Origin of the sequence: Paenibacillus yanchengensis, assembly GCF_042684845.1 — a bacterium.
Classification (GTDB): domain Bacteria; phylum Bacillota; class Bacilli; order Paenibacillales; family Paenibacillaceae; genus Pristimantibacillus; species Pristimantibacillus yanchengensis.
This window is the reverse complement of sequence record NZ_JBHUMH010000064.1, coordinates 160,436-186,481: the sequence shown is the minus strand read 5'-3', so window position 1 is coordinate 186,481 and position 26,046 is coordinate 160,436. Positions and strand designations below refer to the sequence as shown.

At 39.5% G+C, this 26,046-nt stretch carries 30 protein-coding genes; 27 read left to right on the top strand and 3 right to left on the bottom strand.

Going from position 1 to position 26,046, the window contains the following annotated elements; genetic code table 11:
- Positions 1-22: 22 nt before the first annotated feature.
- From ACFSTH_RS20770 to ACFSTH_RS20760, 3 genes are read left to right on the top strand one after another with little or no spacing between them, the layout of a single operon-like run.
- The gene (locus tag ACFSTH_RS20770; protein WP_377773609.1) at positions 23-616 is read left to right on the top strand and encodes an AAA family ATPase; all 594 of its coding nucleotides are present in this window, start codon (positions 23-25) and stop codon (positions 614-616) included.
- A gap of 32 nt (positions 617-648) precedes the next feature.
- A complete protein-coding gene (locus ACFSTH_RS20765; protein ID WP_377773484.1) occupies positions 649-1,221 on the top strand; it encodes an NUDIX hydrolase in 573 nt (190 codons plus the stop codon).
- Between the two features lie 34 nt (positions 1,222-1,255).
- Positions 1,256-1,714, top strand: a complete 459-nt coding sequence (locus ACFSTH_RS20760) for a GNAT family N-acetyltransferase (protein ID WP_377773607.1) — start codon at positions 1,256-1,258, stop codon at positions 1,712-1,714.
- A 404-nt stretch (positions 1,715-2,118) separates the two neighbouring features.
- Here ACFSTH_RS20760 and ACFSTH_RS20755 read toward each other — a convergent pair whose 3' ends face one another.
- Entirely contained in the window at positions 2,119-2,766 is a 648-nt protein-coding gene (locus ACFSTH_RS20755) for a hypothetical protein (protein ID WP_377773483.1), read from the bottom strand.
- A 225-nt stretch (positions 2,767-2,991) separates the two neighbouring features.
- Between ACFSTH_RS20755 and ACFSTH_RS20750 the strand changes: the two genes are divergently transcribed.
- The 3 genes from ACFSTH_RS20750 to coaD all read left to right on the top strand — a co-directional run bounded on the left by ACFSTH_RS20750 (position 2,992) and on the right by coaD (position 4,363).
- Positions 2,992-3,129 (top strand): hypothetical protein, encoded by a 138-nt coding sequence (locus ACFSTH_RS20750; protein ID WP_377773482.1) that lies wholly within the window; start codon positions 2,992-2,994, stop codon positions 3,127-3,129.
- 141 nt (positions 3,130-3,270) lie between these two features.
- Positions 3,271-3,828 (top strand): 16S rRNA (guanine(966)-N(2))-methyltransferase RsmD, encoded by a 558-nt coding sequence (rsmD, locus tag ACFSTH_RS20745; RefSeq protein ID WP_377773481.1) that lies wholly within the window; start codon positions 3,271-3,273, stop codon positions 3,826-3,828.
- A 16-nt stretch (positions 3,829-3,844) separates the two neighbouring features.
- Positions 3,845-4,363, top strand: coding sequence for a pantetheine-phosphate adenylyltransferase (coaD, locus tag ACFSTH_RS20740; protein ID WP_377773480.1), 519 nt, complete (start codon positions 3,845-3,847; stop codon positions 4,361-4,363).
- A 39-nt stretch (positions 4,364-4,402) separates the two neighbouring features.
- On the opposite strand, the gene ACFSTH_RS20735 is transcribed toward coaD, so the two are convergent.
- Positions 4,403-5,623 carry a nucleoside recognition domain-containing protein gene (locus ACFSTH_RS20735; protein WP_377773478.1) on the bottom strand — a complete coding sequence of 407 codons (1,221 nt, stop codon included), beginning with the start codon at positions 5,621-5,623 and terminating at the stop codon, positions 4,403-4,405.
- A 115-nt stretch (positions 5,624-5,738) separates the two neighbouring features.
- Here ACFSTH_RS20735 and ACFSTH_RS20730 point away from each other — a divergent pair, with 115 nt between their 5' ends.
- Positions 5,739-6,809 carry a S16 family serine protease gene (locus tag ACFSTH_RS20730; RefSeq protein ID WP_377773476.1) on the top strand — a complete coding sequence of 357 codons (1,071 nt, stop codon included), beginning with the start codon at positions 5,739-5,741 and terminating at the stop codon, positions 6,807-6,809.
- 4 nt (positions 6,810-6,813) lie between these two features.
- Here the strand turns inward: ACFSTH_RS20730 and ACFSTH_RS20725 are convergent, their stop codons facing one another.
- Positions 6,814-8,112 carry a nucleotidyltransferase gene (locus tag ACFSTH_RS20725; protein WP_377773474.1) on the bottom strand — a complete coding sequence of 433 codons (1,299 nt, stop codon included), beginning with the start codon at positions 8,110-8,112 and terminating at the stop codon, positions 6,814-6,816.
- 154 nt (positions 8,113-8,266) lie between these two features.
- On the opposite strand from ACFSTH_RS20725, the gene ACFSTH_RS20720 reads away from it, so the two are divergent.
- From ACFSTH_RS20720 to lepB, 20 genes are all read left to right on the top strand, one after another.
- Complete coding sequence (locus tag ACFSTH_RS20720) at positions 8,267-8,782, top strand: YceD family protein (RefSeq protein WP_377773472.1); 516 nt, start codon at positions 8,267-8,269, stop codon at positions 8,780-8,782.
- 36 nt (positions 8,783-8,818) lie between these two features.
- Positions 8,819-8,992, top strand: coding sequence for a 50S ribosomal protein L32 (rpmF, locus tag ACFSTH_RS20715; protein ID WP_377773470.1), 174 nt, complete (start codon positions 8,819-8,821; stop codon positions 8,990-8,992).
- A 183-nt stretch (positions 8,993-9,175) separates the two neighbouring features.
- Positions 9,176-9,772 (top strand): transcription factor FapR, encoded by a 597-nt coding sequence (gene fapR / locus ACFSTH_RS20710; protein ID WP_377773605.1) that lies wholly within the window; start codon positions 9,176-9,178, stop codon positions 9,770-9,772.
- Positions 9,756-10,745: a phosphate acyltransferase PlsX gene (gene plsX, locus ACFSTH_RS20705; protein WP_377773468.1), complete on the top strand. Its 990-nt coding sequence runs from the start codon at positions 9,756-9,758 to the stop codon at positions 10,743-10,745. Before fapR ends, plsX begins: the two co-directional genes overlap by 17 nt.
- Before the next feature lie 5 nt (positions 10,746-10,750).
- Positions 10,751-11,737 carry a beta-ketoacyl-ACP synthase III gene (locus ACFSTH_RS20700; protein ID WP_377773603.1) on the top strand — a complete coding sequence of 329 codons (987 nt, stop codon included), beginning with the start codon at positions 10,751-10,753 and terminating at the stop codon, positions 11,735-11,737.
- A gap of 47 nt (positions 11,738-11,784) precedes the next feature.
- Positions 11,785-12,711 (top strand): ACP S-malonyltransferase, encoded by a 927-nt coding sequence (gene fabD / locus ACFSTH_RS20695; protein ID WP_377773466.1) that lies wholly within the window; start codon positions 11,785-11,787, stop codon positions 12,709-12,711.
- Between the two features lie 35 nt (positions 12,712-12,746).
- Positions 12,747-13,496, top strand: a complete 750-nt coding sequence (fabG, locus tag ACFSTH_RS20690) for a 3-oxoacyl-[acyl-carrier-protein] reductase (RefSeq protein WP_377773464.1) — start codon at positions 12,747-12,749, stop codon at positions 13,494-13,496.
- 78 nt (positions 13,497-13,574) lie between these two features.
- Positions 13,575-13,811, top strand: a complete 237-nt coding sequence (locus tag ACFSTH_RS20685; protein WP_377773462.1) for an acyl carrier protein — start codon at positions 13,575-13,577, stop codon at positions 13,809-13,811.
- A gap of 152 nt (positions 13,812-13,963) precedes the next feature.
- Positions 13,964-15,208, top strand: coding sequence for a beta-ketoacyl-ACP synthase II (gene fabF, locus ACFSTH_RS20680; protein ID WP_377773460.1), 1,245 nt, complete (start codon positions 13,964-13,966; stop codon positions 15,206-15,208).
- Between the two features lies 1 nt (position 15,209).
- Positions 15,210-15,893, top strand: a complete 684-nt coding sequence (rnc, locus tag ACFSTH_RS20675; protein ID WP_377773458.1) for a ribonuclease III — start codon at positions 15,210-15,212, stop codon at positions 15,891-15,893.
- Between the two features lie 139 nt (positions 15,894-16,032).
- Positions 16,033-19,611 (top strand): chromosome segregation protein SMC, encoded by a 3,579-nt coding sequence (gene smc / locus ACFSTH_RS20670; protein ID WP_377773456.1) that lies wholly within the window; start codon positions 16,033-16,035, stop codon positions 19,609-19,611.
- 77 nt (positions 19,612-19,688) lie between these two features.
- Positions 19,689-20,705, top strand: a complete 1,017-nt coding sequence (ftsY, locus tag ACFSTH_RS20665) for a signal recognition particle-docking protein FtsY (protein WP_377773454.1) — start codon at positions 19,689-19,691, stop codon at positions 20,703-20,705.
- 129 nt (positions 20,706-20,834) lie between these two features.
- A complete protein-coding gene (locus tag ACFSTH_RS20660; RefSeq protein ID WP_377773601.1) occupies positions 20,835-21,251 on the top strand; it encodes a putative DNA-binding protein in 417 nt (138 codons plus the stop codon).
- 18 nt (positions 21,252-21,269) lie between these two features.
- Positions 21,270-22,652: a signal recognition particle protein gene (gene ffh, locus ACFSTH_RS20655; RefSeq protein ID WP_377773452.1), complete on the top strand. Its 1,383-nt coding sequence runs from the start codon at positions 21,270-21,272 to the stop codon at positions 22,650-22,652.
- Between the two features lie 72 nt (positions 22,653-22,724).
- Positions 22,725-22,997 (top strand): 30S ribosomal protein S16, encoded by a 273-nt coding sequence (gene rpsP / locus ACFSTH_RS20650; RefSeq protein WP_377773450.1) that lies wholly within the window; start codon positions 22,725-22,727, stop codon positions 22,995-22,997.
- A 26-nt stretch (positions 22,998-23,023) separates the two neighbouring features.
- Positions 23,024-23,254: a KH domain-containing protein gene (locus ACFSTH_RS20645; RefSeq protein ID WP_377773448.1), complete on the top strand. Its 231-nt coding sequence runs from the start codon at positions 23,024-23,026 to the stop codon at positions 23,252-23,254.
- Positions 23,255-23,347: 93 nt separating this feature from the next.
- A complete protein-coding gene (gene rimM / locus ACFSTH_RS20640; RefSeq protein ID WP_377773446.1) occupies positions 23,348-23,872 on the top strand; it encodes a ribosome maturation factor RimM in 525 nt (174 codons plus the stop codon).
- Position 23,873: 1 nt separating this feature from the next.
- Positions 23,874-24,599, top strand: coding sequence for a tRNA (guanosine(37)-N1)-methyltransferase TrmD (gene trmD / locus ACFSTH_RS20635; RefSeq protein ID WP_377773444.1), 726 nt, complete (start codon positions 23,874-23,876; stop codon positions 24,597-24,599).
- Between the two features lie 207 nt (positions 24,600-24,806).
- A complete protein-coding gene (gene rplS / locus ACFSTH_RS20630) occupies positions 24,807-25,148 on the top strand; it encodes a 50S ribosomal protein L19 (protein ID WP_377773442.1) in 342 nt (113 codons plus the stop codon).
- 87 nt (positions 25,149-25,235) lie between these two features.
- Positions 25,236-26,021, top strand: coding sequence for a signal peptidase I (gene lepB, locus ACFSTH_RS20625; protein ID WP_377773440.1), 786 nt, complete (start codon positions 25,236-25,238; stop codon positions 26,019-26,021).
- The last annotated feature ends 25 nt before the right edge of the window (positions 26,022-26,046 follow it).

Genomic DNA, 26,046 nt, shown 5'->3' with positions numbered 1-26,046 from the left:
TTAGTAAGGGCGGTGATTAGTGATGATTGTTTGGATTAATGGTGCTTTCGGGTCTGGGAAAACGCAAACTGCCCATGAATTACATCGGCGAGTTCCGGAATCATTTATATTTGATCCGGAAGTAACGGGATTTTATATTCGCAAGCAAATGCCTCGTACGTTACAAACAAAAGATTTTCAAGATAATGTGTTGTGGCGGGATATAAATTATCAATTATTGAAGGAAATTATGGCACAATCTAACTCCACTATTATTGTTCCGATGACGGTTGTCCATCCGCCGTATTTTGAAGAAATTATTGGTCGACTACGTGCAGACGGCATAATCGTTCATCATTTTACTTTATGCGCATCAGAACAAACGTTATTACGTCGTCTGAAAAAACGAGGAGAAGGAAAAAACTCGTGGGCTGCACTGCAAATAAAGCGGTGTATCGAAGGACATAGTAACGCTATTTTTGAACAGAAAGTCGATACGAACCACATGACTATAGATGAAGTGGTACAATATATCGCTGATCAATTGCCAATGGACGTACTACCCGATACAAGAGGAACAGTGCGTAAAACTTGGGATCGAGTGATGACACAATGGAAACATATTCGCTTTTTTTAAGTTGGTAATAACAAAGAGAGAAAGGAAATAGCATGCTGAAATACACATTAGGTTTAATTAAGCAAGATGATCAACTGTTGCTGCTTAATCGTGAAAAGTCATCCTGGATGGGATGCTGGAATGGTGTTGGTGGGAAATTGGAGCGTGGTGAAAGTCCTGAGCAGTCGATGTATCGTGAAATAGTAGAAGAAACAAGTTTAGAACAAGTAGAGCTAACTTTTAAAGGAATTAATATATGGTCAACACCTACTGGCGATAATATAGGCGGAATGTATTTGTATGTCGGAGAGCTACAGGAAAGTGTTCCTTATACAACTCCATTGAAGACGGAGGAAGGTATACTAGATTGGAAACAGTACGAGTGGATTATGCACAAAGAAAATAGAGGAATTGCTACAAATTTACGTAGTTATTTACCGCTGGTAGTAGCTGATGAAAGGCAATGTAGACTGTATCATAGTGTGTTTGAAGGTGAAAATTTGATCGAAAGTTTTAATGTTCCATTAGATGGCATATGGGAAGCGAACGAAGGACAATTAGCTGCTATTATAAATAGTTATATGGAAGACTACAAGCGAAAAACTCAGCACTTACAGCAAGTATAATCGCTATAACCTACGAAGGGACATCGATGCAGTGATGGAAGTAACGATTAGAAAACAACAATCTACAGAAGTAGTACCATTATCACTCTTATTGTTGGCTGATCCGAATGAGCAATTAATTAATAGTTATTTGACGAGAGGTACCTGTATCGTAGCGGAATATAAAGAAGAGTTAGTTGGTGTGATGGTACTGTTAGAAACTAGACCAGCAACGTTAGAAATTGTCAATATCGCAGTTGTAGAGCGGTGGCAAAGTAATGGTATCGGTTCACAACTGATTCGTTATGCGATACAACAAGCGAAGTTGCAGCATCTAAACACAGTGGAAATTGGGACGGGGAATTCCAGCATACAACAGTTGGCATTATATCAAAAACTCGGTTTTCGAATGACTAGTATTGATCATAATTTTTTTGTTCGGAACTATAACGAAGCAATCTTTGAAAATGGTATACCATGTGTAGATATGATTCGGTTAAGTATAACGCTATAATAAAAAATGCATCTCGTATATAAGCTAATAGCTTACGACGGGGTGCATTGTTTTTATATTGAAACAGTAAATGAAGTTTGCCAACCAGTCAGCCAGGACTTAAACTAGAGGGGCTGTGAACAACTCCCCGATATAAAGGAACTACCTGGTTTTGAAAGAATTTTCAGTTGTGAACATTAAGGTTTGATGGATAAGAGTTATAAGGTATCATGTATCATCGCTAAGTTATTAGGTATGAGCTATGAAGTCTTTGCAGACTTTTTAGTTACCATTCCTCTTGAATGGATATCATTTTAAGTACTATAATATCGCTTATAGTAGGCGTGTTCAGATTCTAGTTTACAACTGATTGGCAAAATAATTATCTCTATTATAAATTATGTGCAACATGATTGTTGCACTTTTTATTTTACAGCTGGATCTTCAAATTCAATATTGTTTTTTACATTGGCAGTAGTTAGAACGTTATCGACTTTTTCTTTAAACGTAGTAATTTCTTCATCAAGCGCATCAATTTCTTTTCTAAGATGGATCGGATCGATAAAAGCTGGTTCATTTTCTTCTTTAAAGAAATTAAACATAGCGTTATCTTCTTTGAATTTATCTTTATTATCTTTCCCTACAGCATTCTCGATATGTCTGTCTAATCGTTCCCGATAATACTCTTTGGTAGAAGCAAATTCATTCATTAATGTGGTATATTGGTTTTCCATTTCTCGCAAAATAGTCTCTTCTAGTTTAATTGAGTTTTTTCGTTCAATTGCTTCCGCTAGAGTAAGAACTTGATTACCAATCGTTACTTCTACTTCGGCATTTTTTTTCACAATGGCACGTTTTATAAGCGTTCTTCTATGGATAAGTGCACGCATGGAGTCATAAACTGATTTGACATCTTTTTGGAATTCCTCGTTACTATTATAGCCATTTACCGGTTTTTTGCCGATAACGATTGCTCCGAATTGAATCCGCTTATGAATCGATTTTTCAATTCTTTTGTTAAGTGTGCTAAGTTCGTTGAGCGCTTCTTGAATAGACATCGTTACTTTAGCCAATGTCAATCAACCTCCTCTAAAATAAAAAAACTACACAAAAAAATGGAAGAATTTCTTCATTCAAGGTGGTAGTTTTGTTGATACTAGTATGAAATTACTTTTAATGGGCAAGGAATATTATGACATAACTATTAATAAGAAGTCAACATCACAGACAAAGCTTTTATTACGTGGGTAAGAAATGCTGAAGAACAACATAAATTGGAGCCCTCGTAAGAGGACTCCATGTATGGGAGAGGAGAACCGGATGAAGAACTTATGGGGAAATGTAAGTCTTCTCCGCGGTTATCTACGGCATCTTTAGAAGCCGATGAAACTATTTTGTCCGCTTTTGATGGGAATATACCTCTGATGATGAAATAATTAAATAGTTAGTGCATAATGGTCGACATAATAATAATAGTGGAACAAATATAGTGAAAAGATATGATTAGTTTCTCTTTATACATGATGGACATTTATGTTACGATAAACGGGAATGATAAGTGGAGGAGGAAATAGCGGGTGAGAGTAATTGCAGGCATAGCGAAAGGAAGAGTGCTGAAAGCTGTTCCCGGTCAACAAACTCGCCCTACTTCGGATAAAGTGAAAGAAGCTATATATAGCATGATTGGACCATATTTTTCCGGAGGAGTTGTTCTAGATTTATTTGCTGGGACAGGCGGACTTGGGATAGAAGCTTGTAGTCGCGGAGCAGAACGTGCAATATTTGTTGATAGTGAATCGAAGAGTGTTGCCGTTATAAAGCATAATTTGCAAGTGACTGGCATGGAAGCAATCGCTGAAGTATATCGAAACGATGCGCTTCGTGCAGTAAAGGTACTAGCCCGACGAAATTTGAAATTGCAACTTGTTTTTCTTGACCCACCGTATCGAATGACCAATATGATGGAATATATTGATTTGTTCTTACAGCATAATATGCTGGAAGCAGATGCGTATATAGTAGTGGAGCATGATGCGAAAGTCACTTATCCAGACAGTTACGATAGTATACACGTAAAAAAAGTTGCGAATTATGGAGACACTACCGTAACTATTTATCAATATTGCAGCGAATAAGGCAGGAGTGAATAATATGACAACAAGCGATGATTACGTGGTAGAGCATAAAAAGTCAAGAGTGGCGGTATATCCTGGTAGTTTTGATCCTGTAACTTATGGTCATCTCGATATTATCCAACGTTCCGCGAAACAATTCGATCGATTAGTAGTAGCTGTTCTAAATAATACGAGCAAAAATCCTTTGTTTTCCGTGGAAGAACGTAAAGAAATTTTAAGAGAAGTAACGAAGCCATATCCGAATGTAGAAGTAGACAGTTTTCGTGACTTGTTAGTACGATTTATGAAAACGAAAAATGCCAATGTTATAGTACGTGGTATTCGTTCTGTTACTGACTTTGAATACGAGTTGCAACTTGCTTCGACTAATCATTTGTTAGATGAAGAAATTGATACGATTTTTATCCCAACTAGTCCCAAATTCTCATATCTTAGCTCTAGCATTGTAAAAGAAATTGCTCACTTTGATGGTGATGTGCATGAATTGGTACCGCCTTATGTCGAAATGCGCTTGAAGCAACAATATAATCGCTAATTTGCACAGTATCACAGTATAGGGAAGCTTCTTGCCAGGCTAGTGTGGCGTTTTTGTTTTGTAATGCAACGTTTTATTTAAAATAAAGGCTAGTAAAGCAATGATGAGTGTACATAATAATGCGGCGCTCCAGAGCTGTGCGGTGGGTGGCGATAGAAGTGACGTAGGTGTAGGTATTGTTTCGTGTAATACGGGAGTGATAATTGTACCTGCCCACAGCTGGAATGCATGATAGATCGGTTTAAATAGTAGTACGGCAAAGAAAAAAGCATGAGCTGCATGGACGACACGATAAACGATAAACGAGCCAAGTTGGAACGCAGTTCCAAATAAGCTGTAACTAGCTTGCATAATCCCGCTTAATCCAGTAAAGGCACATACGGCGGCGATGATAGCAGTAGCAACTAAAATAGAATATGATTCTAGCGCTATATTAGCAACGGCATGCGTTCCCAGATGTATTTCTAGTAGAGATTTTCCTAAGAAAGGTAATCCTGTCCAAGAAAAAATTGGCTCGACTAGAAAAGCTAACATTGCAGCGAAAATCATAAAGCCACCAATTACAAATAATCTTTGTACGGAGATAGAAACGGCATCGCCTAATAGTTTTCCAAAGCTGCGACCATCTTGTTGTTGAGCTAACCGCATGGCGGATACAGCTTGTTTCCATATATTTGTAGTAGATGAGTGTAAAGGAACGCTTGAAGAAGGAAGCGAATGATTGAGAATTGCTTCGTTTTTTTGTTGTAATCGCTTATCTTTTCTAAACAGATTGCTAAGGAAAAAAATCCAGATGGAAGATAACCATACAGCGAGTAATATAATGATGCCGGTAATCGGTTGTTGTAAAAATGCGGAACCAACGATAATTATAATAAAAAGAGGGCTAGGCATATGGGCAAATGCTGCTAATTGATTTGCTTGTTTTTCATTTAAAACTTGCTGGTCTAATAACTTTTTAATAGCATTTGTACCTGTTGGCATACCGCCAATCCAACCAATGGCAACAACAACTGCTGCTTCCCCTGGTAATCGAAAAAGTCGTTGCATCATGGGCTCTAACAACTTACCAAATGCATGTAATAAACCGAAAGCAAGCATCATTTCGAACAGCACTAAAAATGGAAGTAATCCAGGAAATACAATTTCCCACCATACTTTTAGTCCTTGAAGCGAAGCTTGAAATGTAGTTTCGGGCTGTGAAATAATAAGGCAAACAATGGTGAAAAAGAAAGCTGCTAACAGCATTGTTTTTTTCAACAGATTCAGCTCCTTCTATACTTAACTGGACAATCCTATCCATATCATCGTACGCGTTGGAATACGAAGATAGACCTGTCAATTACTGCGACTTTGTTACATTGGGGAGGTAGTGATGAGAAAAAAAATTTCCATTTGGCGGAATGTATTATTAGGAATTGTTGTATCTGCTTGCGGCATGTGGTTATTGTTATATAGCACTACTCCGTTTGTAATATATGAACCCGGTATTGCAGTTCCCGTTCATTCGATGATTGAAGTAGGGGTGGAGCCACAAACCGAAAGTGACGGAGAATGGTTAATTACTGCTGTTAAGTTAACAGAACCTAACTTTTTATATACCATTGCGGCAATCTTTGATGCGGATAAAAGTGTGAAGTTGAAAAAAACAGTTTTTCAAGGTCAATCGAAGCGACAATATGCTAATTATTTGAATGTTGTTATGAATAGTTCGCAGCATGCAGCTATAGAAGCGGCGTATCGTTATGCGGGGATACCTTATACCAATCAACTAGCTGCGATAACTGTAACTGAAGTAGTTCAACAGTCATTGAAGAATAGTGAATTACATACTACGGATGTTGTATTCCAAGTGGGAGATCAACTATTAGGAATAGTCGATGAACAAGCGTTTACCAGTTTGGATGATATGGTCGCTAGACTGATACCAGGACGACATGGACAAATCTTTGAAATAGAAGTGATGCGAGGTAGCGATGTCCTTGTTATTCCGATCCAGCTCAATCCACCCGACGATGAGGAATGGACAGTAGAAACACTTGCCAGGCAGCTATCGATTGCGAGTTTTACTGAAACAAGAAAATTAGTACCTGATCAATTGGAAAATAAAGTAGTTATACGAGCAAGTGATATTGGCGGACCATCGGCAGGTTTCGTATTTGCTTTGCAAATCGTTGATTTGTTATCCGAAGAAGATTTGACTAGTGGGTTACATATTGCAGCTACCGGCACAATAACAGAAGCGGGAATGGTAGGTGCAATCGGCGGAATAGAACAAAAAGTAACGATTACTAGTAGACAAGGAGCGGACATCTTTCTTGTGCCAAAATATAATGAGCCGGCTGCTCTAAAAAAAGCGAGAGCAATCGGCACAGATATGGTTGTGATCGGAGTAGAATCATTAGACGAAGCATTAGCAGTTATCAAACTACAGAAGCAACATTAAATTGTTATGTAAGCAGCATGACAGGCTTTTGTTTATAATCACGATAAAATTTTTTGTCTGCTATCGTATTAGATTTGAGAAGTTCATATAAGTTGCTTGCTTGAATATCTAATGTCAAGTATGATGATGGTTGTTCTACGATCGTATTTTGCAATACAGGGAGCTTGGCATGGACACGCATTTTTTTAAGTAACTGTCGTCCTTTTTGACTAAAACCTAGCACGCGAATGTATCGAATACCAGATTGTAGATTTTCTCGTGTAAAATCATGTTTATAATGCTGCAATAGTACTGCGAGTAGTGCCCGTTGCAATTTTGTTTGTGTATATCGCTTCGTTTTTAATGATTGCAGCAACTGTGTAAAACTAGCTGGAGTGGAAGTCGTAATGATGTTAAATAATCTGCTTTCGAGCCCTTCCGTCCATTCATGTATCGTACTTAATTCGGTTTTGTCGATTAACATTAACCGTTGAAGTAAGGCAGGGTAACATTGTTCCCAAGTGACGGGAGCAGCGTTAAGCTGAAATTGTTGTTGTAATATGTTTAAACTTGTCGTTGGAATATAAGGTGCTATCGATTGTAATCGCTCCGTTAATAAGCTGGCATTGGAACTAGTAGCTGAATCTAATGCAGATGTAGATAAGTCCAATAGTTGCTGGCGGATAGCCGTTGCACTAGCGATTGATGTGTCGGATAATGTATTGTCGTGAAATTGCGCTTTTTGTCGAGCGATAGTAAATGGCTGCATTGTAGCATTTATTCTGCGTTGTGCTATTAAATAATGTAAGCCAAGTGTGTGATTAGGTTGGGCGAAATCAAAGGCACTGTATGTATTTCCATAGATCGTGTGTAGATGTTGCCTCAATGCTTCGCTGTAAGCAGCAGGATAATTTTGACCGGTTTGTAATAGTTGTTTTAATGACTGTTTAAATGATGATGGTTCATCAGACAAAAGTTCGCTTGCTGCTAATAGTGGGGCAAGTTCGCCGCTTTCTGTACCAAAGCAGAAGCTATCGACAACACCTGTTGCTTCGAGTAGTGATATAGCGCCATAAGCAAACCACTCTGCTGCTTGTGTCGCATAAGCAACTGGTAATTCAATGACAAGATCGCATCCAGCAGCAAGAGCCATCTCTGTACGTGCCCACTTATCTACGATAGCTGGTTCACCGCGTTGCAAAAAGTTACCGCTCATGACTGCAACAACAGCTTCGGCACCACTAATTTGTTGCGCTTGTTGCAAATGATGTAGATGCCCATGATGAAAAGGATTGTATTCGACGATTAATCCAACTGTTCGCATACTTGAATTCCTTTCAAGATAGAGTATGATTGTGGTTATACTATAGCACATAGGAACCATTCGGCAAAAGCACATAGCTGAAATAGATGGGGAAATTGTTGACAAGTGGCTGTAGAAATAGATATAATAAACTTTGTTTGTTTGAGGTGATCGTATGCAATTTCATATTCAAGAAATGATGTCCAAAAATCTTCAATCTACTATAGAAAAACAACAGGACGTAAGTAAACTATTTCAAGATAGACGTGATGTATTGGAAACAGGTCCTTTACATGTGTCACTTACAGTTACTGGTTATGAACAGTTTATAGTAGTTGAAGGACAACTAACCATCGATGTAACGATGGCTTGCTCACGCTGTCTTGAACCAGCCCGTGAAGATGTTACCATTCCATTTATGGAAAAGTTCAAACCAGTTGAAGTTATGACGGAAGAGGACGAAGAAGAGGAAGAAAGTGACTTTATCGAAATAACGAATGATAAGTTGGATTTATTGCCTTACTTAGAAGAGTCACTACTACTTTTTTTACCTTTCGCTCCGCTTTGTAATAATGATTGCAAGGGATTATGCCAACATTGTGGACAAAACTTGAATGAAGGTTCTTGCACCTGCAAGGCTGATCACATAGATCCACGGTTTGAAGCATTGAAAGATTTTTTTAAACAATGAAAATGATGTATTTATTTTTTTAAGGAGGTGGGAAGAATGGCAGTACCACAGCGTAGAACTTCGAAAACTCGCCGCGACAAACGTCGTACACATTTCAAACTAGCTTTGCCTGGGATGATTAAGTGTGAACAATGCGGAGAGTTTAAAATGTCTCACCGTGTATGTAAAGTGTGCGGATATTACAAAACAAAAGAGATTATTTCTCAATAATATTTATAATCTCACTAACGGTGCTTCGTTGTAAAATGAAGCACCGTTTTTTAATTTTTATAAAAACTATTCGTTTTCCATTGCGTGTCTGCTTTTTTTTTAATATACTTATTTAGTACCTGGTGATAATACCTACATACTATATATAATAATATTAAAAAGGTGGTGACGAAAATCGAACGAATGCCAAAAAGGCAGCGACATCAGCAACTCATTCAATTAATCGAAGAAAATCCATTCATTACAGATCGTGAACTAACTCGTATACTAAAAGTAAGTATACAGACGATCCGGCTAGATCGTATGGAACTCGGCATTCCTGAGCTACGTGAACGAATGAAGCTGATGGCTGAACGCTCCTACGACTCTGTTCGTTCGTTGCCGCTGCATGAAGTAATCGGAGATATTATAGATTTGGAATTGGATCGTAGTGGAATCTCCGTTTTCGAAATAATTGAAGAACATGTTTTTTCGAGGACATCTATAGCTCGGGGACATCATGTGTTTGCACAAGCTAACTCATTAGCAGTTGCGGTTATCAATGATGCGATTGCTCTAACTGCCGCGGCAGATATTCGATTTATTCGACCTGTTAATTTAGGAGAAAAGTGTATAGCGAAAGCTTATGTTAAATCAATATCCGGTGAGAAAAGAAAAGCTAAGGTCGAAGTGTTTACCTACGTTGGTGATGAGATGGTATTTCAAGGCAACTTTGTTATATATCGATCCGCAGGTAACACCAATCATGAAGGAGGAGAAGTGGATGCGGATCGCGATTGATGCGATGGGTGGCGATCATGCCCCGAAGTTGATTGTCGAGGGCGCGCTGGAAGCTGCTAATCAATTTACGGATACTCATTTAATATTAGTTGGTGATGAAGCTGTTATTAAACCATTGTTAGCTGGGAAAACTTATTCAAATGTAAGTATCCACCATGCTGCTGATATGATAAGTGCTGAAGACGAACCTGTGCGGGCAGTAAGGCGAAAAAAAGATGCATCGATGGTAGTAGCAGGCAGGCTTGTACGTGAAGGAGAAGCAGATGCGATGTTATCTGCTGGAAATACAGGCGCGTTAATGGCAACTGGTTTACTTATTGTCGGTAGGATGGCAGGAATTGAACGTCCCGCTCTTGCACCTATGTTGCCAACGATAGATAACACAGGCGTTCTAGCACTTGATCTTGGTGCTAATATGGATGCTAAGCCTGAGCATTTACTACAATATGCTATTATGGGTAGCTTATATAGAGAAAAAGTTCATGGTATTAGCAAGCCGAGAGTTTCCTTATTGAATGTTGGAACGGAAACGAATAAAGGTAATGAACTTGTGAAAGAAACATATCATTTATTGGAAGCAGCTCCTATTCATTTTACCGGCAATGTAGAAGCGCGAGATGTGCTTCAGCGTAATTGTGATGTTTTGATATGTGATGGATTTTCTGGAAATATATTGCTGAAAGCGATGGAGGGCACTGCTGGTACAATTTTCGCTGAATTAAAAACAGCATTTGGCTCTTCATGGTTGACGAAATTAGCAGCAGCAATTATGCTACCGAGATTACGACAATTAAAGCAAAAGATGGACTACAAAGAACATGGAGGCGCTCCGTTACTTGGCTTGAATGGTTTAGTAGTGAAGTGTCATGGCTCTTCTGATGTAGTCGCAGTAAAAAATGCGGTTAGACAAGCTCGGTTAGCGATACAAAATAATTTGATTGCATCGATTGCTGCGGAAATTAATAAAAAGTGAGTGTGATTACGTTGCGTTCTGTTGGTATATTGGCAACTGGAAAGTACGTTCCAGAACAGATATTAACTAACTCTGATCTTGAGCGAATGGTGGAAACTAACGATGAGTGGATCGTTAGTCGGACGGGCATTAAGGAACGCCGAATAGCTGCTGAACATGAAGCTACTTCAGATTTAGCGTTCGAAGCAGCAAAACGTGCCATTGCTGCGGCAAATTTGACGGTGGATGATATTGATTTGATTATTGTAGCTACAGTAACGCCAGATATGTTTTTTCCTTCTACTGCATGTTTGGTGCAAGAAAAGTTAGGTGCAAACCGTGCTGCAGCATTTGATTTGTCTGCTGCATGTTCTGGATTTATATATGGTTTGTCAGTAGCTAATAGTATGATTGCTACTGGTATGTATAATCATGTATTAGTTATTGGGGCAGAAACATTGTCCAGAATAACGGACTACACAGATCGAAATACATGCATATTGTTCGGTGATGGTGCGGGAGCGGTCGTAGTTGGAGAAGTAGAACAAGCGAGAGGTTTTAAATCGTTTGAGCTTGGTGCGGATGGTAGTGGCTCCGAATTGTTGAAGATTAGTGGTGGAGGTTCACGCTTGCCAGCATCGCAGCAAAGTGTAGAAGGAAAAGAACACTACATTCATATGGCAGGAAACGACGTATTTAAGTTTGCTGTTCGGATTATGGGTAGTGCTGCGGAAGAAGCTCTACATAAAGCAGCGATGAATAAAGAAGAAGTGGATTTGTTAATCCCTCATCAAGCTAATATAAGAATTATTCAATCTGCTGTGAATAGACTTCATTTGTCAGAAGAAAAAGCGATGATAAACATTTCGAAGTACGGAAATATGTCTGCTGCCTCTATTCCAGTAGCGTTGGCTGAAGCGGTGGAAGAGAATCGAGTAAAGCCAGGTGACAAATTGGTATTTGTTGGCTTTGGTGGTGGCTTAACATGGGGAGCGGCTGTTCTAGTTTGGTAGGTTTAGAACGATGCTATTCATTATGAGAAAGTGATGAGGGTGATCATATGAGTAAAATTGCATTCGTATTTCCTGGGCAAGGCGCTCAAGTTGTTGGAATGGGAAAAGATGCGTATGATCGTCATGAAGCAGCTAGAGCTGTATTCGATGAAGCAGATCGTACGCTAGGGTTTAATTTGTCAGAAGTTATTTTTTCAGGACCTGATCAACTGCTAAAGCAGACATCTCATACACAACCAGCATTGTTAACGGTTAGTACTGCTTTGCTTACTGTGTTTGCAGAGAAAGGTATACAACCTGATTTTGTAGCTGGACATAGTTTGGGAGAGTATAGTGCGCTCGTAGCTGCTAAATCGCTTCGTTTTGCAGATGCTGTACAGTTAGTTAGAACTCGTGGCTTGTTGATGGAAGAAGCAGTACCAGCAGGTCAAGGGGCGATGGCGGCAGTATTGGGTGCCGAAAGAGAATCACTGGAGCAACTATGTCAGCAAATTAGTTTAGAGGGGCATGTTGTAGAGCTAGCCAATCTGAACTGTCCAGGACAAATCGTTATATCTGGTTCGACAAGTGGTGTACAAGCAGTGATCGAGCGTGGAAAAGAAATTGGGGCTAAACGAGTGATTCCACTGGAAGTTAGTGGACCATTTCATTCTTCATTAATGATACCAGCTGCTGAAAAATTAGCGATCGACTTAGCAGAGGTAGCAATATCGGAAGCTGCCGTTCCGGTTGTTGCTAACGTAACGGCTCATACTGTTACAGAAGCGGAACAAATTAGAACCCTTTTAGCAAAGCAAGTTTATTCGCCTGTACTTTGGGAAGATACTATTCGTTATTTGATAGAGCAAGGAGTTACTACATTCATTGAAATCGGATCTGGCTCGGTAATTAGTGGCTTGGTAAAGAAAATTGATCGTACCGTAACTATTGTTACATTAAATAATATGGACGCTATCGAAGCTTTTCAATTGTAGAAGCCGTTTATTCGAAGAATAGGAGGTAACGATTTATGTTTGCTAATTTGGATGGAAAAGTAGCACTTGTAACAGGTGCTTCGCGTGGAATTGGAAAAGCAATTGCTATTGGACTTGCAGAAGCTGGTGCTGACGTAGTCGTTAATTATGCCGGCAGTGAAGCAGCAGCAGCTGAAACAGTCCGACAAATTGAACAATTGGGTCGCAAAGCTTTGATGACACAAGCGAATGTAAGTTCCGCAGAACAGTTTGATCAGATGGTGAAACAAGTGGTAGAATCATTTGGTCGAATTGATATTTTAGTGAATAATGCTGGTATAACGAAAGATAACCTCATTATGCGCATGAAAGAAGACGAATTTGATGAAGTGATTGCTATTAATTTAAAAGGTGTCTTTAATGGCATTAAAGCAGTCACTCGACCGATGATGAAACAACGTTCGGGACGTATTATCAATATTTCATCCGTTGTTGCTGTAGTAGGTAATGCTGGTCAAGCTAATTATGTTGCAGCCAAAGCTGGAGTTATTGGATTAACGAAAGCGACAGCGAAGGAATTAGCATCGAGAGGAATTACGGTAAATTGTATCGCGCCAGGATTTATCCAAACGGATATGACAGACCAATTATCTGATGAGATGAAATCATCGCTTCAGATGCAAATTCCATTGGCTAAGCTGGGTAATCCAGAAGATATAGCGAATGCGGTTAGATTTCTTGCTTCTGACGCTGCGTCATATATGACTGGACAAACAGTACATGTTGATGGTGGAATGTATATGTAACACAATAATGTACTTCCTAAAGTAAGATTAGCATTTTCTTATTAATTTTCGTATAATACGGTGGAGGAGGTGAATCGGATGAGTGATGTAGTAGAACGCGTAAAACGCATCGTAATTGACCGCCTTGGGGTGGATGAGAATCAAGTAACTCTTGAAGCTTCTTTCAAAGACGATCTGGGAGCGGATTCGCTTGATGTCGTTGAACTTGTAATGGAGCTAGAAGATGAGTTTGATATGGATATTTCTGACGAAGATGCAGAGAAAATAACTACTGTAGGTGAAGTTGTAAGTTACATACAAGCCAATGTAGCATAATTGGTTAAAACTAACCTATAATAAGCCAAGTCCCGTTGCAAGACGGGACTTCTCTCCATCTTGTACTCAATGGTTAAATCAAGTGGTTACGTACTACTTTTAAAATAGAGAATCAATAAGAATAGATTGTGCCAATTACAGAGGTGAATAAAATGAATCATAGAGTTGTTGTAACGGGAATGGGAGTTATTACTTCACTTGGAGCTGACGTGGAGCAGTTTTGGGATAATATATTACAAGGAAAATCCGGTATATCACATGTAGATGCATTTGATTGCTCGGATTATACTACTAAAATTGCATCCGAAATCAAAAATTTTGATCCGGAACAATACGGGCTCGATAAGAAAGAAGCTCGCCGGATGGATCGCTATGTTCAATTTGCATCGGTAGCTAGTTTAAAAGCGGTAGCGGATGCAGATCTCAAAATTGGTGAAAATGTAGATGCGGAACGAGTAGGAGTAATTGTTGGATCAGGCATCGGTGGACTTGGAACGTGGGAAGACCAGCATAGTATTTTGTTAGAAAGAGGTCCGAAGCGAGTAAGCCCATTTTTTATTCCGATGATGATTGCCAATATGGGATCAGGACAAGTATCGATGTTGACTGGAGCAAAAGGTCCGAATAGTACATCTGTAACAGCATGTGCATCGGGTACACATTCTATCGGTGATTCTTTTCGTTTAATTCAACGTGGAGATGCCGATGTGATGATTACTGGTGGAGCAGAAGCGACCATTCGTCCAACTGGTATGGCAGGATTTTGTTCAATGAGAGCGATGTCTGTTCGTAATGATGAGCCGCAAAAAGCGAGTCGTCCATTTGATATAGACCGAGACGGTTTTGTAATGGGTGAAGGCGCAGGCGTTATCATATTGGAATCACTTGAACATGCGCAAGCACGTGGTGCTAAAATATATGCCGAAATCATTGGTTATGGGATGAGCGCTGATGCGCATCATATGACAGAGCCAGATCCAAATGGGGCTGCTCGCTGTATGATAAAAGCAGTAGAAGATGCGCAAATTAATGCGGAAGATGTGGATTACATCAACGCACATGGCACATCAACTCCGGTTGGTGATATATCAGAAACAAAAGCAATTAAAATAGCTTTTGGTGAACATGCTTATAAATTAGCTGTAAGTTCAACGAAATCGATGACAGGTCATTTACTTGGGGCTGCTGGTGGAGTTGAGGCTGTAATTTTAGCTTTATCATTAAAGCAGGATATTTTGCCTCCAACGATCAACTTGGAAAATCAAGATCCGGAATGTGATCTTGATTATGTACCGAACAAACCACGTCATACACAAGTTCGTACAGCAATTTCAAACTCATTTGGGTTTGGCGGGCATAACGCTTCGATTGTGATGAAGAAATATGAGTCATCCTAGTATGGAACAGCTGCAGCAAATGCTGCAGCTACAGTTTACCCAGCCTAAACTGTTAAAACAAGCATTTACACACACTTCTTACGTGAATGAACAGAAAGGTGTTTTGCAACATAATGAGAGACTCGAGTTTTTGGGTGACGCTGTTTTGCAGCTGTTAGTCTCGGAGTATTTGTACAAAACATATCCAAAACGTCCAGAGGGAGAGCTTACAAGAATGAGAGCGGCTATAGTCTGCGAACCTGCATTAGCTATGTTTGCCAACAAATTACGGCTTGGTGATCATATTATGCTAGGACGCGGGGAAGAGCAGCTCGGTGGTCGGCAGCGACCAGCTTTATTAGCAGATTTGTTCGAATCACTCATTGGAGCACTGTACTTGGATAGTGGCATGGAAAATACACGTTCATTTTTGGAAAAACGCATTTTTCCATTAATTGATTCTGATGACTTTGGATTAGTAACGAAAGATGCGAAATCGAAATTGCAAGAGAAGGTTCAGCATCATGGTCTCGGAGTAGTCGATTATAAAATAGTAGAAGAACGTGGTCCTGCTCATGAGCGTGAATTTGTGGCAGATGTATATTTGGGTGATGAGAAGTATGGTACAGGCGTTGGGCGTACCAAAAAAGAAGCAGAACAAAAGGCAGCAGCCGAAGCGTGGAAAAAAATGCCGAATGATTCATAAAAATTGTACATAACTATAGTTTGTTAAGGCGCCAAACCTTATGTTTGAGCGTCTTTTTTTTCGCATGTTGGCAGCTGCTTCAAGTATCGTTCTTTTCTAGGTGTTATGATACAATATAGCTTGAGGTGAAAGCGATACTATGTATTTGAAACGAATTGAATTGGCAGGATTTAAGTCTTTTGCAGATAAAACAGAGTTGGAGTTTGTCAATGGTATTACTGCTGTAGTTGGACCGAATGGTTCAGGTAAAAGCAACATTTCCGATGGTATACGTTGGGTACTTGGCGAACAAAGTGCAAAAAGTTTACGAGGCGGAAAAATGGAAGACGTTATATTTGCGGGTAGTGATGCCAGAAAGGCAGTAAATTATAGTGAAGTATCGCTAACGCTCAATAATGAAGATAATACGTTGCCGCTGGAATATAATGAAGTAACCGTGACACGCCGGGTACATCGTAGTGGTGAAAGTGAATATTTAATCAACAAACAGCCATGTCGGTTGAAAGATATTACGGAATTGTTCATGGATACGGGAATAGGTAAAGAAGCATATTCTATTATTGGACAAGGACGTATCGAAGAAATATTAAGTACTCGTTCTGAAGATCGCCGAGGTATTTTTGAAGAGGCGTCAGGAATTGTAAAATATAAAATGCGTAAAAAAGAAGCGCAAAAAAAACTCGATGAAACGGAACAAAATTTGTTGCGGATTCACGATCTTATTTACGAATTGGAAGACCAAATCGATCCGCTTGCTAAACAAGCAGAAAAAGCTACCAAATTTAAAACGTGGCGAGAAGAGTTAAAAGCAAAAGAAATTTCGATGTATGTGTATCAAATTGAACAAGTGCATACTGCTTGGACCAAAGCTAGTGAACAGCTGCAGTCATTGGAACATGAAAAGCTGCAATTGGCCACTGTTGTTAGTAAACACGATGCTTTGTTAGAAAGTGATCGTCAAAACCTGCGCAATATAGAGCTGGAATTAGATCAATTACATGAGCTCATGTTGCAAGTAAGTGAAGATGTGGAACGAACGGAAGGTTACGGTGAAGTTTTAAAAGAAAGACAGCGGAATTTGCAACACAATAAAACGCAGCTCGAACAAAATATTATCTTACAAGACGAAAAAATTGTATCACTTGCTAAAGAAGAAACAGAATGGCGTGGCAAAGCTTGGAAGTTGGAGCTGGAACTAGAACAATTACAAAAGCAATTATTGGAAGAACAAGAACGCTTGGTTGGTGTGGCAGAATCTATTGCTATGGAAAAACAAGAAGTTCTTAAATCGGAGTTATTAGAAGTATTAAGTACAATAGCTGCTCACCGTAACGAAATTCGCTATGTTAATCAGCAAGAAGAAATGTCGCAAAGAAGACAAGAAAGACTAAAAGAAGATGAAGTAAAATGGTTAGAGCAACAAGCTAAACTACAAGAAAAACAAACGGAACTACAAGAGCATATTGCACATTTGCTACAAAAAATGGAACAGTTGCGTGAGCAAACATTTGCAGCTAATGAAAAGTTGCAGTTGCTTCATGATAATAGTGAACAGGCTGAACAAACATTGCGGAAGTGGGAGCAACAGAGAGATTCTTTCGTATCTCGCCGAGATACGATGCAGGAGATGCAAGAGGCATTAGACGGCTTTATGCATGGTGTGAAGGAAGTGTTAAAAGCTGCTCGTCGTAGTAATAGTGGTTTAACTGGAGTACATGGTGCTGTAGCGGAGTTAATTCAAGTACCAGAAAAAATGGAAACAGCAATCGAGACAGCTTTGGGCGGAGCGCTCCAACATATCGTCATGGATAGTGAACAGTCTAGTAGACAAGCGATTCAATTTTTGAAGCAACGTCAACTTGGGCGCGCTACGTTTTTGCCAATGGACGTCATAAAAAGTAGAAGCTTATCTGATATGGATCGGCAACAGCTGGAAGCATTGCCTGGTTTTATCGGTATTGCAGCAGAATTAATTCAAAGTGAAGCTAAATATAAGGATATAGTTTTTAACTTATTAGGCAACGTACTAATTGCAGAAAGCTTAGAAGCGGCTAACCAGATAGCAGCTAAGTTGAAATATCGTTATCGTGTCGTAACTGTTGGCGGTGATATTGTCAATGCTGGTGGGTCCATGACAGGTGGTAGTTTACACAAAAAAGGAGCCAGCTTGTTAGGGCGACAGCGACAAATCGATCAACTAGAACAACAAATTGCCGCTGCTCATACTACGATTGAAAAGTTGAATCATTCAAGAGCAGATTTGAGAAAAGAACAATCGATTCAAAAGCAAATGATTGATCAACTGCGGGAAGAAGCGGAACAAGCACGCTTTGCAGAGAAAGAAGCTGGCAGTGAGCTGGCGCAAATTGCCAATGAGTTTCAACAGCTAGCTGAGTTTCTCGAAATTGCTGGAGCTGATCAACAAGTACAACAGCAAGAGTTAACGGAGCTAAAACTCTCTTCCGAGCGTGCAGTAGAACAGCTCGCATTGCTAGAACAACGAGAGCAAACTTTACAAGAGCAGATTCAACAAGCTGAACAAATGCGGAAAATTAGTGAAGCGCAAAAGGAACAGCTGCAATCGCAATTAACAGAGCTGAAAATAGCTGTAGCAAAAATTGATCAGGAACGATTAAACTTTATTGATCAAGCGGCACGTATGCAAAATGAAATTCGAACTGCGAAGCATGAGTTAGCAGTTATGAAAGAACAGTTAACGAAGCAAGTGACGGAACTGGAGGAACATGCCAACGAGACTGTGTCGCAACAAGAAAAACTCAATCAATTACGTTTGAAAAAGATGCAGTGTGCAGAGCGAACGGATTTTATACGAGCAGATCGTATCAAATTGTTAACTGCCCTAGATCAAGGGGAAAGTGAAACGAAAGAGCAACGAGAGCAGTTAAGCGCTGTGGAAGATAAACTGCGACAGACTGAAATCTCATCCAATCGATTAGATGTGGAACTAGACAATTTGTTGCGAAAATTAAGCGAAGAATATGAGTTGAGTATTGAGTTAGCGAAAGAGCGCTATATGTTACCAGAGCATATCGACACAATTGAACATGAAGTTCGTAGCTTGAAGCGACAAATTGCAGCACTTGGTGAAGTGAATTTGGGAGCTATTGATGAGTATGAACGTGTAAAAGAAAGATTTCAGTTTTTAACCGAGCAGAGCGATGACTTGATAGAAGCAAAAACAACTTTATACCAAGTGATTAGTGAAATGGATGAAGAGATGTCCAAGCGTTTCCGGACAACCTTCGAAGCTATTCGCAGTCATTTTATTGTTGTTTTTTCCAAGTTGTTCGGTGGTGGTCGTGCCGATTTGGTTATGGTTGAGCCAGCTAATGTTTTGGATACTGGTATTGATATTGTCGCACAACCTCCAGGGAAAAAATTACAAAATCTACAACTGCTTTCAGGTGGAGAAAGAGCTTTAACTGCCATTGCATTACTGTTTGCTATACTACATGTGAAGCCTGTACCTTTTTGCGTGTTGGATGAAGTGGAAGCAGCGTTAGATGAAGCCAATGTCGTTCGTTTTGCACAATATTTAAGGGAGTTTTCTGAGCTAACACAGTTTATTGTTGTAACTCATCGCAAAGGAACGATGGAAGAAGCAGATGTACTTTACGGTATAACGATGGAAGAGGGCGGCGTTTCTAAATTGGTGTCTGTTCGATTAGAAGAAGGACATGATGAGGAAACGGCATAAATAATCAAGTTGATATAAAGGCAACGAAAATATAATAGAAAATCAGTGTATTAGTTACTTTAAGAGGAGCTGTAGTGATGAGTTTTTTTAAAAAGTTAAAGGAAAGTATTGCATCTAAAACGGAAGCTGTAACTAATGTATTTAAAGAAGGGCTTGCTAAAACTCGAACAGCTTTTGTAGAGAAAGTAGAAGAGTTGATATTACGTCGCAAAAAAATTGATGAAGAGTTTTATGAAGAACTTGAAGAAATATTAATTGGTGCAGACGTTGGTGTGATGACGGTGATGGAATTAATTGATGATTTGCGAGCTGAAGTGAAAAAACGGAAAATCGAAGATGCCGCTGATTTGCAGCCTATTTTGTCTGAAAAATTAGTAGCACTTCTCAAAGGTGATAACGAGGCTGAGTTAAAAATGGCTAGCAGCGGTACTACTGTCATTTTGTTCGTCGGAGTCAATGGCGTAGGGAAAACGACAACTATTGGGAAGCTTGCACATAAGTTTAAAAGTGAAGGAAAATCGGTACTGCTAGCAGCAGGTGATACGTTCCGTGCAGGTGCGATTGAACAATTAGAAGTATGGGGATCTCGCGTCGGAGTAGAAGTTGTGAAGCAACAAGCAGGATCGGATCCAGCAGCTGTAATGTTTGATGCGGTTCAAGCAGCAAAACAACGTGGCGTTGATGTGCTTTTGTGTGATACAGCGGGCAGATTGCAAAACAAATCCAACTTGATGGATGAGCTTAACAAAATTTTTCGAGTGATTCGCCGAGAAATGCCAGATGCACCACATGAAGTATTAATGGTACTTGATGCTACTACTGGGCAAAACGCACTTAGCCAAGCGAAATTGTTTGGTGAAAAAAGTGGGGTAACGGGTCTAGTTTTAACGAAACTAGATGGTACTGCCAAAGGCGGTATCGTTATTGCTATCCGCAATGAGTTGGACTTGCCAGTCAAACTAGTCGGATTGGGAGAAAAAATGGAGGATCTACAGCAATTTGATTCGGAACAGTTTGTCCATGCTCTATTTGCTGGATTAATTGCCGAAGAAGATGCGGAGCAAGTAGGTGAAACTGCTGGTCGTCTGGATTAAAAAAATTTGTTTTGTTGACAAGTAAAATGACTTGACAGCTAACAGTCTATTTAGTATGATAATAAATGTTGAATTGCCGACAAGGTAATTTACTTGTCGGATGTAGAAGTGCAAGAAAGGGGCGAGTTTATGTTTGCTGAGAAAGCGAATCTCTTGTCCAAAACGACACGTATCAATTTACTGTATGATTTCTATGCATCTCTATTGACGGACAAACAGCGTTTGATGTTGTCATATTATTACCATGATGATTTTTCTTTAGGAGAAATCGCTACTGAATTACAAATTAGTCGCCAAGCGGTGTACGATAATATAAAACGAACGGAACAAGCTTTGAACAATTATGAGCAAAAGCTTGGTTTACTTGCAAAACATGAACAACAAGTTGATTTGCTGTTGGAATTAGAGCGTATAATGAAACAACATTCGGATGAGAATGCTGCATCATTGCAAACAGATCATGATCATTTGTTATATACGCAGTTACAGCAGCTCGTTCATCGATATAAGCAAGTGGAAGAAGAGGTAGTAAAGCAAAAAAATTAACTTAGGAGGTGACGGTTCATGGCAGCATTTGAAAGTTTGACGTCACGATTACAAAATGTCTTTAGCAAGCTGAAAGGTAAAGGTAAAATTTCAGAAGAAGATGTTGCAGAAGCGATGCGTGAAGTGCGATTAGCCTTGCTTGAAGCGGACGTTAACTTTAAAGTCGTTAAAGAGTTTATTGCCAAAGTAAAAGAACAGGCGATCGGTATTGAAGTGTCGAAAAGTTTTACGCCGGGCATGGTCGTCATCGATATTGTTAATAAACAGCTGACGGAATTAATGGGTGGCACCCAAAGTAAGTTAGCAAAGTCCAATAAACCACCGACGATTATTATGATGGCTGGTTTACAAGGTGCTGGTAAAACAACGACTTCAGGAAAACTGGCAAAGCTTTTGCAAAAGAGCAATCATAAGCCATTACTTGTTGCTTGTGATATTTATCGTCCAGCTGCTATCAAACAGTTACAAGTACTAGGAGAACAAATTAATGCTCCGGTATTTTCGATGGGCGATCAAACGTCCCCAGTCGAAATTGCTCGTGCTAGTGTGCAGCATGCCAAAGATAATGGCAATGATTATATCATTATTGATACAGCAGGGCGATTGCATATAGATGAACAGCTGATGGAAGAGTTGAAACAAATCCATGAGCAAATTAAGCCGGATGAAGTATTACTCGTTATTGATGCAATGACTGGTCAAGATGCGGTAAACGTTGCAAAAAGCTTTCACGAGCAGCTGGAATTAACAGGTGTTGTATTATCAAAGCTTGATGGTGATACACGTGGTGGTGCAGCTTTGTCTGTCAAAGCAGTAACGGGGCAACCTATCAAGTTTGCTGCAATGGGTGAAAAAATTGACGCTTTAGAACCATTTCATCCGGAACGGATGGCCTCTCGAATTTTAGGGATGGGCGATATGCTTTCGTTAATTGAAAAAGCTCAAGCTTCGATTGACACAGAGAAAGCTGCCGAGATGGAACAACGTATTAGAACTGCTCAATTTACTTTTGATGACTTTCTAGAGCAAATGGAACAAGTGCGTAAGCTTGGCCCATTGGATCAATTGATGGACATGCTCCCTGGAATGGGAAAAATGAAGTCTAATATGAAAGATGTTAAAGTGGATGAAAAACAACTGGGACGTGTGGAAGCAATTGTTAAGTCGATGACTTCAGATGAAAAACAAAACCCAGATATTTTAACACCTAGTAGAAGAAAACGGATTGCGGCTGGTAGTGGAACGACGATTGTTGAAGTAAACCGCCTTATTCGTCAATTCGATGAAATGCGTAAAGTAATGAAGCAATTTTCCGGGATGATGGGTAAAGGTCCAAAAGGAAAAGGTGGTAAAAAAGGGTTAAAAGGCATGTTAGGTAAAAACATGAAATTTCCTTTTTAGACACATTCATTTGTTGCATATATCATTTATGTTTATTACTAGTTAGAAGTAACTGAAGGAGGTGAAAGATTAATGGCAGTTCGTATTCGTCTAAAACGCATTGGCGCTCATAAAGCACCTTTTTACCGTGTAGTTGTTTCTGATTCACGTTCACCGCGTGATGGTCGTTTTATTGAGGAAATTGGTACTTATAATCCGATTGCTCAACCAACTCAATTGAAAATTGATGAAGAAAAAGCGTTGAAATGGTTGCAAAATGGTGCTCAAGCATCTGATACAGTTCGTAGCTTGCTTTCGCAAGTTGGTGTTATGAAAAAGTTCCATGAGCTTAAGCAACAGAAATAAGCTGTTGAAGAGCGGAGGCTTTGCATATGAAAGAATTAATTCTGATTATAGCGAAGGCTTTGGTGGATCATCCTGAGGCCGTGCGAGTAGAGGTTAAGGATGAAGAACGTAGCGTTGTTTACGAGCTGTCTGTGCACCCTGACGATGTCGGTAAGGTGATAGGCAAGCAAGGGCGCATTGCCAAGGCTATTCGTACAGTAGTTACATCAGCATCTGTAAAATCAAACAAGCGTGTAATCGTTGATATTAAATCTTAATCGCACGCGCCTTTCAAAGGCTGGGATATGTATCCCGGCCTTATTGGCGTGGTATAATAGATGTATTACATAGATAAGGTAAGGAATGATACGATGAGTGAAACTTGGTATACGGTAGGAAAACTGGTAAACACACATGGTATTCGTGGAGATGTAAAGATTCTTTCGCAGACAGATTTTGCGGATCTACGATTTGCGCCCGGAAGTAAGTTAACGTTAATGAATGATGCAGAAACAGAACAAATAGTAGTAACTATTACTCATGCTCGAGAACAAAAAGGAATGTATGTCGTCCACTTTGCTGGTTTTGACAATATCAATGATGTTGAAAAATATAAGGGATGGCAGTTGAAAATTTCTGGAGCAGATCAAGGTGAATTAGACGATGGAGAATATTATTTTCATCAAATTATCGGATGTACCGTACTGCTTGAATCTGGTGAAACATTAGGTGTAATTAGTGAAATATTAACTCCAGGTGCTAATGATGTGTGGGTAATTAGTAACTCGACGATGAGTAGAGAAGATATTTTATTACCTGTCATTGACGAAGTAGTGATTGATGTAAATATTGCTAAAAAAGAAGTAGTTGTGAAGTTGATGGAAGGATTGGTGTAAAGTGAAAATTGATGTGCTTACGCTCTTTCCTGAAATGTTTGAGGGGATGTTCTCTAGTAGCATTATTGGTAAAGCTAGAGAAAAAGAAATTGTCTCACTGAATACAATCAATTTTCGAGATTACGCTAACAATAAACATAACACGGTGGACGACTATGCCTATGGCGGTGGTGGTGGCATGGTTTTAAAAGCCGAGCCCGTCTTCGCAGCTGTAGAGGCGATAGAGCGGCGTTCAACCGCACCACGCGTTATATTAATGTGTCCACAAGGCGAACAATATTCTCAAAAAAAAGCAGTGGAATTATCGCAAGAAGAACATTTGATTTTTATTTGTGGGCATTATGAAGGTTATGATGAGCGAATTAGACAACATTTGGTTACCGATGAAATTTCCATTGGTGATTATATATTAACAGGCGGTGAAATACCGGCAATGTCAGTCATTGATAGTGTCGTTCGGTTGCTCCCAGGAACGCTTGGTAATGCTACTTCTGCTGATAACGATTCGTTTAGCGATGGTTTGCTGGAGCATCCTCATTACACTAGACCGTTAACATTTCGCAACTGGACAGTTCCAGATATATTAGTTTCAGGTGACCACAGTAAAGTCGATGCATGGCGGCGTGAACAATCATTATTACGGACATTAGAAAGACGACCAGAATTGTTGGAATCAGCTGAATTGACAGAAAAAGAGCGAAAATGGTTAGATAGTAAAAAACAATAGTAGTGCTATTATGTAAATATGGTTTGTATTACTACTATATTTATAATAATATGCTGATTATCTATGGTTACTATTGAATATTGCTTTGAATTGTGGTAATATTTTCAGTGTTGTTCTTTAAGTCGGACGGTCCGCTATACGCCAAGAAGCAACTAAGAAGTAGTTGTGGAGCTTATAAGAACGTCTATGGTGGAAGGAGTGAACTAAATGAATATTGTACAAGCAATTACAGAAGAGCAGTTGCGTAAAGATTTGCCAAGCTTTCGTCCTGGAGATACTTTGAAAGTACATGTTAAAGTTGTCGAGGGTACACGTGAGCGTATTCAGTTGTTCGAAGGTGTAGTTATTAAACGTCGTGGTGGCGGCATCAGCGAAACATTTACTGTACGTAAAATTTCTTACGGAGTAGGTGTGGAAAGAACTTTCCCTCTACATTCGCCTAAAATCGATAAAATCGATGTGGCTCGCCGTGGTAAAGTACGTCGTGCGAAGCTTTATTATCTTCGCAGTCTACGCGGTAAAGCTGCTAGAATTAAAGAGATTCGTTAATAAGACAAGAGGGGCTTGCACGATCAAGCTCCTTTTCGTTTTTATATTGTTATCTATACTATTGTTGTAAAGGAGAAGTTGATGAATGTGAGCAAACGAGAAAATGATCAATTCCAATCATCCCATCCGGCAAGTGACAATCAGGAAGAACAGCGAACGAATGGTCCAGATGTGTCCGAAATTCGTTCATCAATGTCTAACGCACATGCAACACCAAGTAGAATAACGACATACGGTGGGCGTCAAAATAGTGAGAAACAAAGCAATGATTTTGTTGACAATAGTGAAAAGAAATCAAAAGGTAAAAAAAGTGAATTTTGGGAATGGGCAAAGGCGCTACTAATAGCTGTTCTTGTAGTATTTCTCGTTCGCCAATTTTTGTTTGTTTCTTTTATCGTTAATGGAGATTCGATGCAACCTAATTTTGCTACAGATGAAAGATTGATTGTAAATAAATTAGTCTATCAGTTTAGTGAACCAGATTTTGGGGATGTTGTTGTATTTAATGTGCCAGAAGAAAATCGTAAGTTTATTAAACGAGTAATCGCAGTTCCTGGTGAAACAGTGCAACTTGAAGGCGATCAGTTAATGATTAACGGAGAGTTGATAGAGGAACCATACATACAAGAAGCAGTTGCTGCAAGTAATGAAATAGGCGAAATCTACAATGGTATGGGTATCATGTACAATTATCCAAACCCTAAAAACCAAGCAGTTGTTGTACCAGAAGGATATGTATTTGCACTTGGCGATAATCGCGGGAATAGTAAAGATAGTCGTAATCTGGGTTTTATTAAGCAATCGGAAATTGTCGGTCGAGCAGATATTATTTATTGGCCACTGAAGCAATTGGAATGGATTAAAAAGTACTAACCTGGTAAGGGACAAATGATGAGGT

Coding starts and splice junctions, on each gene's coding strand:
- rpsP (WP_377773450.1), top strand. CDS start 22,725: ATGGCAGTTCGTATTCGTCTAAAACGCATTGGCGCTCATAAAGCACCT.
- ACFSTH_RS20765 (WP_377773484.1), top strand. CDS start 649: ATGCTGAAATACACATTAGGTTTAATTAAGCAAGATGATCAACTGTTG.
- ACFSTH_RS20760 (WP_377773607.1), top strand. CDS start 1,256: ATGGAAGTAACGATTAGAAAACAACAATCTACAGAAGTAGTACCATTA.
- plsX (WP_377773468.1), top strand. CDS start 9,756: ATGCGGATCGCGATTGATGCGATGGGTGGCGATCATGCCCCGAAGTTG.
- ACFSTH_RS20725 (WP_377773474.1), bottom strand. CDS start 8,112: ATGCGAACAGTTGGATTAATCGTCGAATACAATCCTTTTCATCATGGG.
- ACFSTH_RS20645 (WP_377773448.1), top strand. CDS start 23,024: ATGAAAGAATTAATTCTGATTATAGCGAAGGCTTTGGTGGATCATCCT.
- coaD (WP_377773480.1), top strand. CDS start 3,845: ATGACAACAAGCGATGATTACGTGGTAGAGCATAAAAAGTCAAGAGTG.
- fabF (WP_377773460.1), top strand. CDS start 13,964: ATGAATCATAGAGTTGTTGTAACGGGAATGGGAGTTATTACTTCACTT.
- smc (WP_377773456.1), top strand. CDS start 16,033: ATGTATTTGAAACGAATTGAATTGGCAGGATTTAAGTCTTTTGCAGAT.
- ACFSTH_RS20660 (WP_377773601.1), top strand. CDS start 20,835: ATGTTTGCTGAGAAAGCGAATCTCTTGTCCAAAACGACACGTATCAAT.
- ftsY (WP_377773454.1), top strand. CDS start 19,689: ATGAGTTTTTTTAAAAAGTTAAAGGAAAGTATTGCATCTAAAACGGAA.
- rimM (WP_377773446.1), top strand. CDS start 23,348: ATGAGTGAAACTTGGTATACGGTAGGAAAACTGGTAAACACACATGGT.
- ACFSTH_RS20720 (WP_377773472.1), top strand. CDS start 8,267: ATGCAATTTCATATTCAAGAAATGATGTCCAAAAATCTTCAATCTACT.
- ACFSTH_RS20685 (WP_377773462.1), top strand. CDS start 13,575: ATGAGTGATGTAGTAGAACGCGTAAAACGCATCGTAATTGACCGCCTT.
- ACFSTH_RS20730 (WP_377773476.1), top strand. CDS start 5,739: ATGAGAAAAAAAATTTCCATTTGGCGGAATGTATTATTAGGAATTGTT.
- rplS (WP_377773442.1), top strand. CDS start 24,807: ATGAATATTGTACAAGCAATTACAGAAGAGCAGTTGCGTAAAGATTTG.
- rnc (WP_377773458.1), top strand. CDS start 15,210: ATGGAACAGCTGCAGCAAATGCTGCAGCTACAGTTTACCCAGCCTAAA.
- fabD (WP_377773466.1), top strand. CDS start 11,785: ATGAGTAAAATTGCATTCGTATTTCCTGGGCAAGGCGCTCAAGTTGTT.
- ACFSTH_RS20750 (WP_377773482.1), top strand. CDS start 2,992: ATGTATGGGAGAGGAGAACCGGATGAAGAACTTATGGGGAAATGTAAG.
- rpmF (WP_377773470.1), top strand. CDS start 8,819: ATGGCAGTACCACAGCGTAGAACTTCGAAAACTCGCCGCGACAAACGT.
- fapR (WP_377773605.1), top strand. CDS start 9,176: ATGCCAAAAAGGCAGCGACATCAGCAACTCATTCAATTAATCGAAGAA.
- fabG (WP_377773464.1), top strand. CDS start 12,747: ATGTTTGCTAATTTGGATGGAAAAGTAGCACTTGTAACAGGTGCTTCG.
- ffh (WP_377773452.1), top strand. CDS start 21,270: ATGGCAGCATTTGAAAGTTTGACGTCACGATTACAAAATGTCTTTAGC.
- ACFSTH_RS20770 (WP_377773609.1), top strand. CDS start 23: ATGATTGTTTGGATTAATGGTGCTTTCGGGTCTGGGAAAACGCAAACT.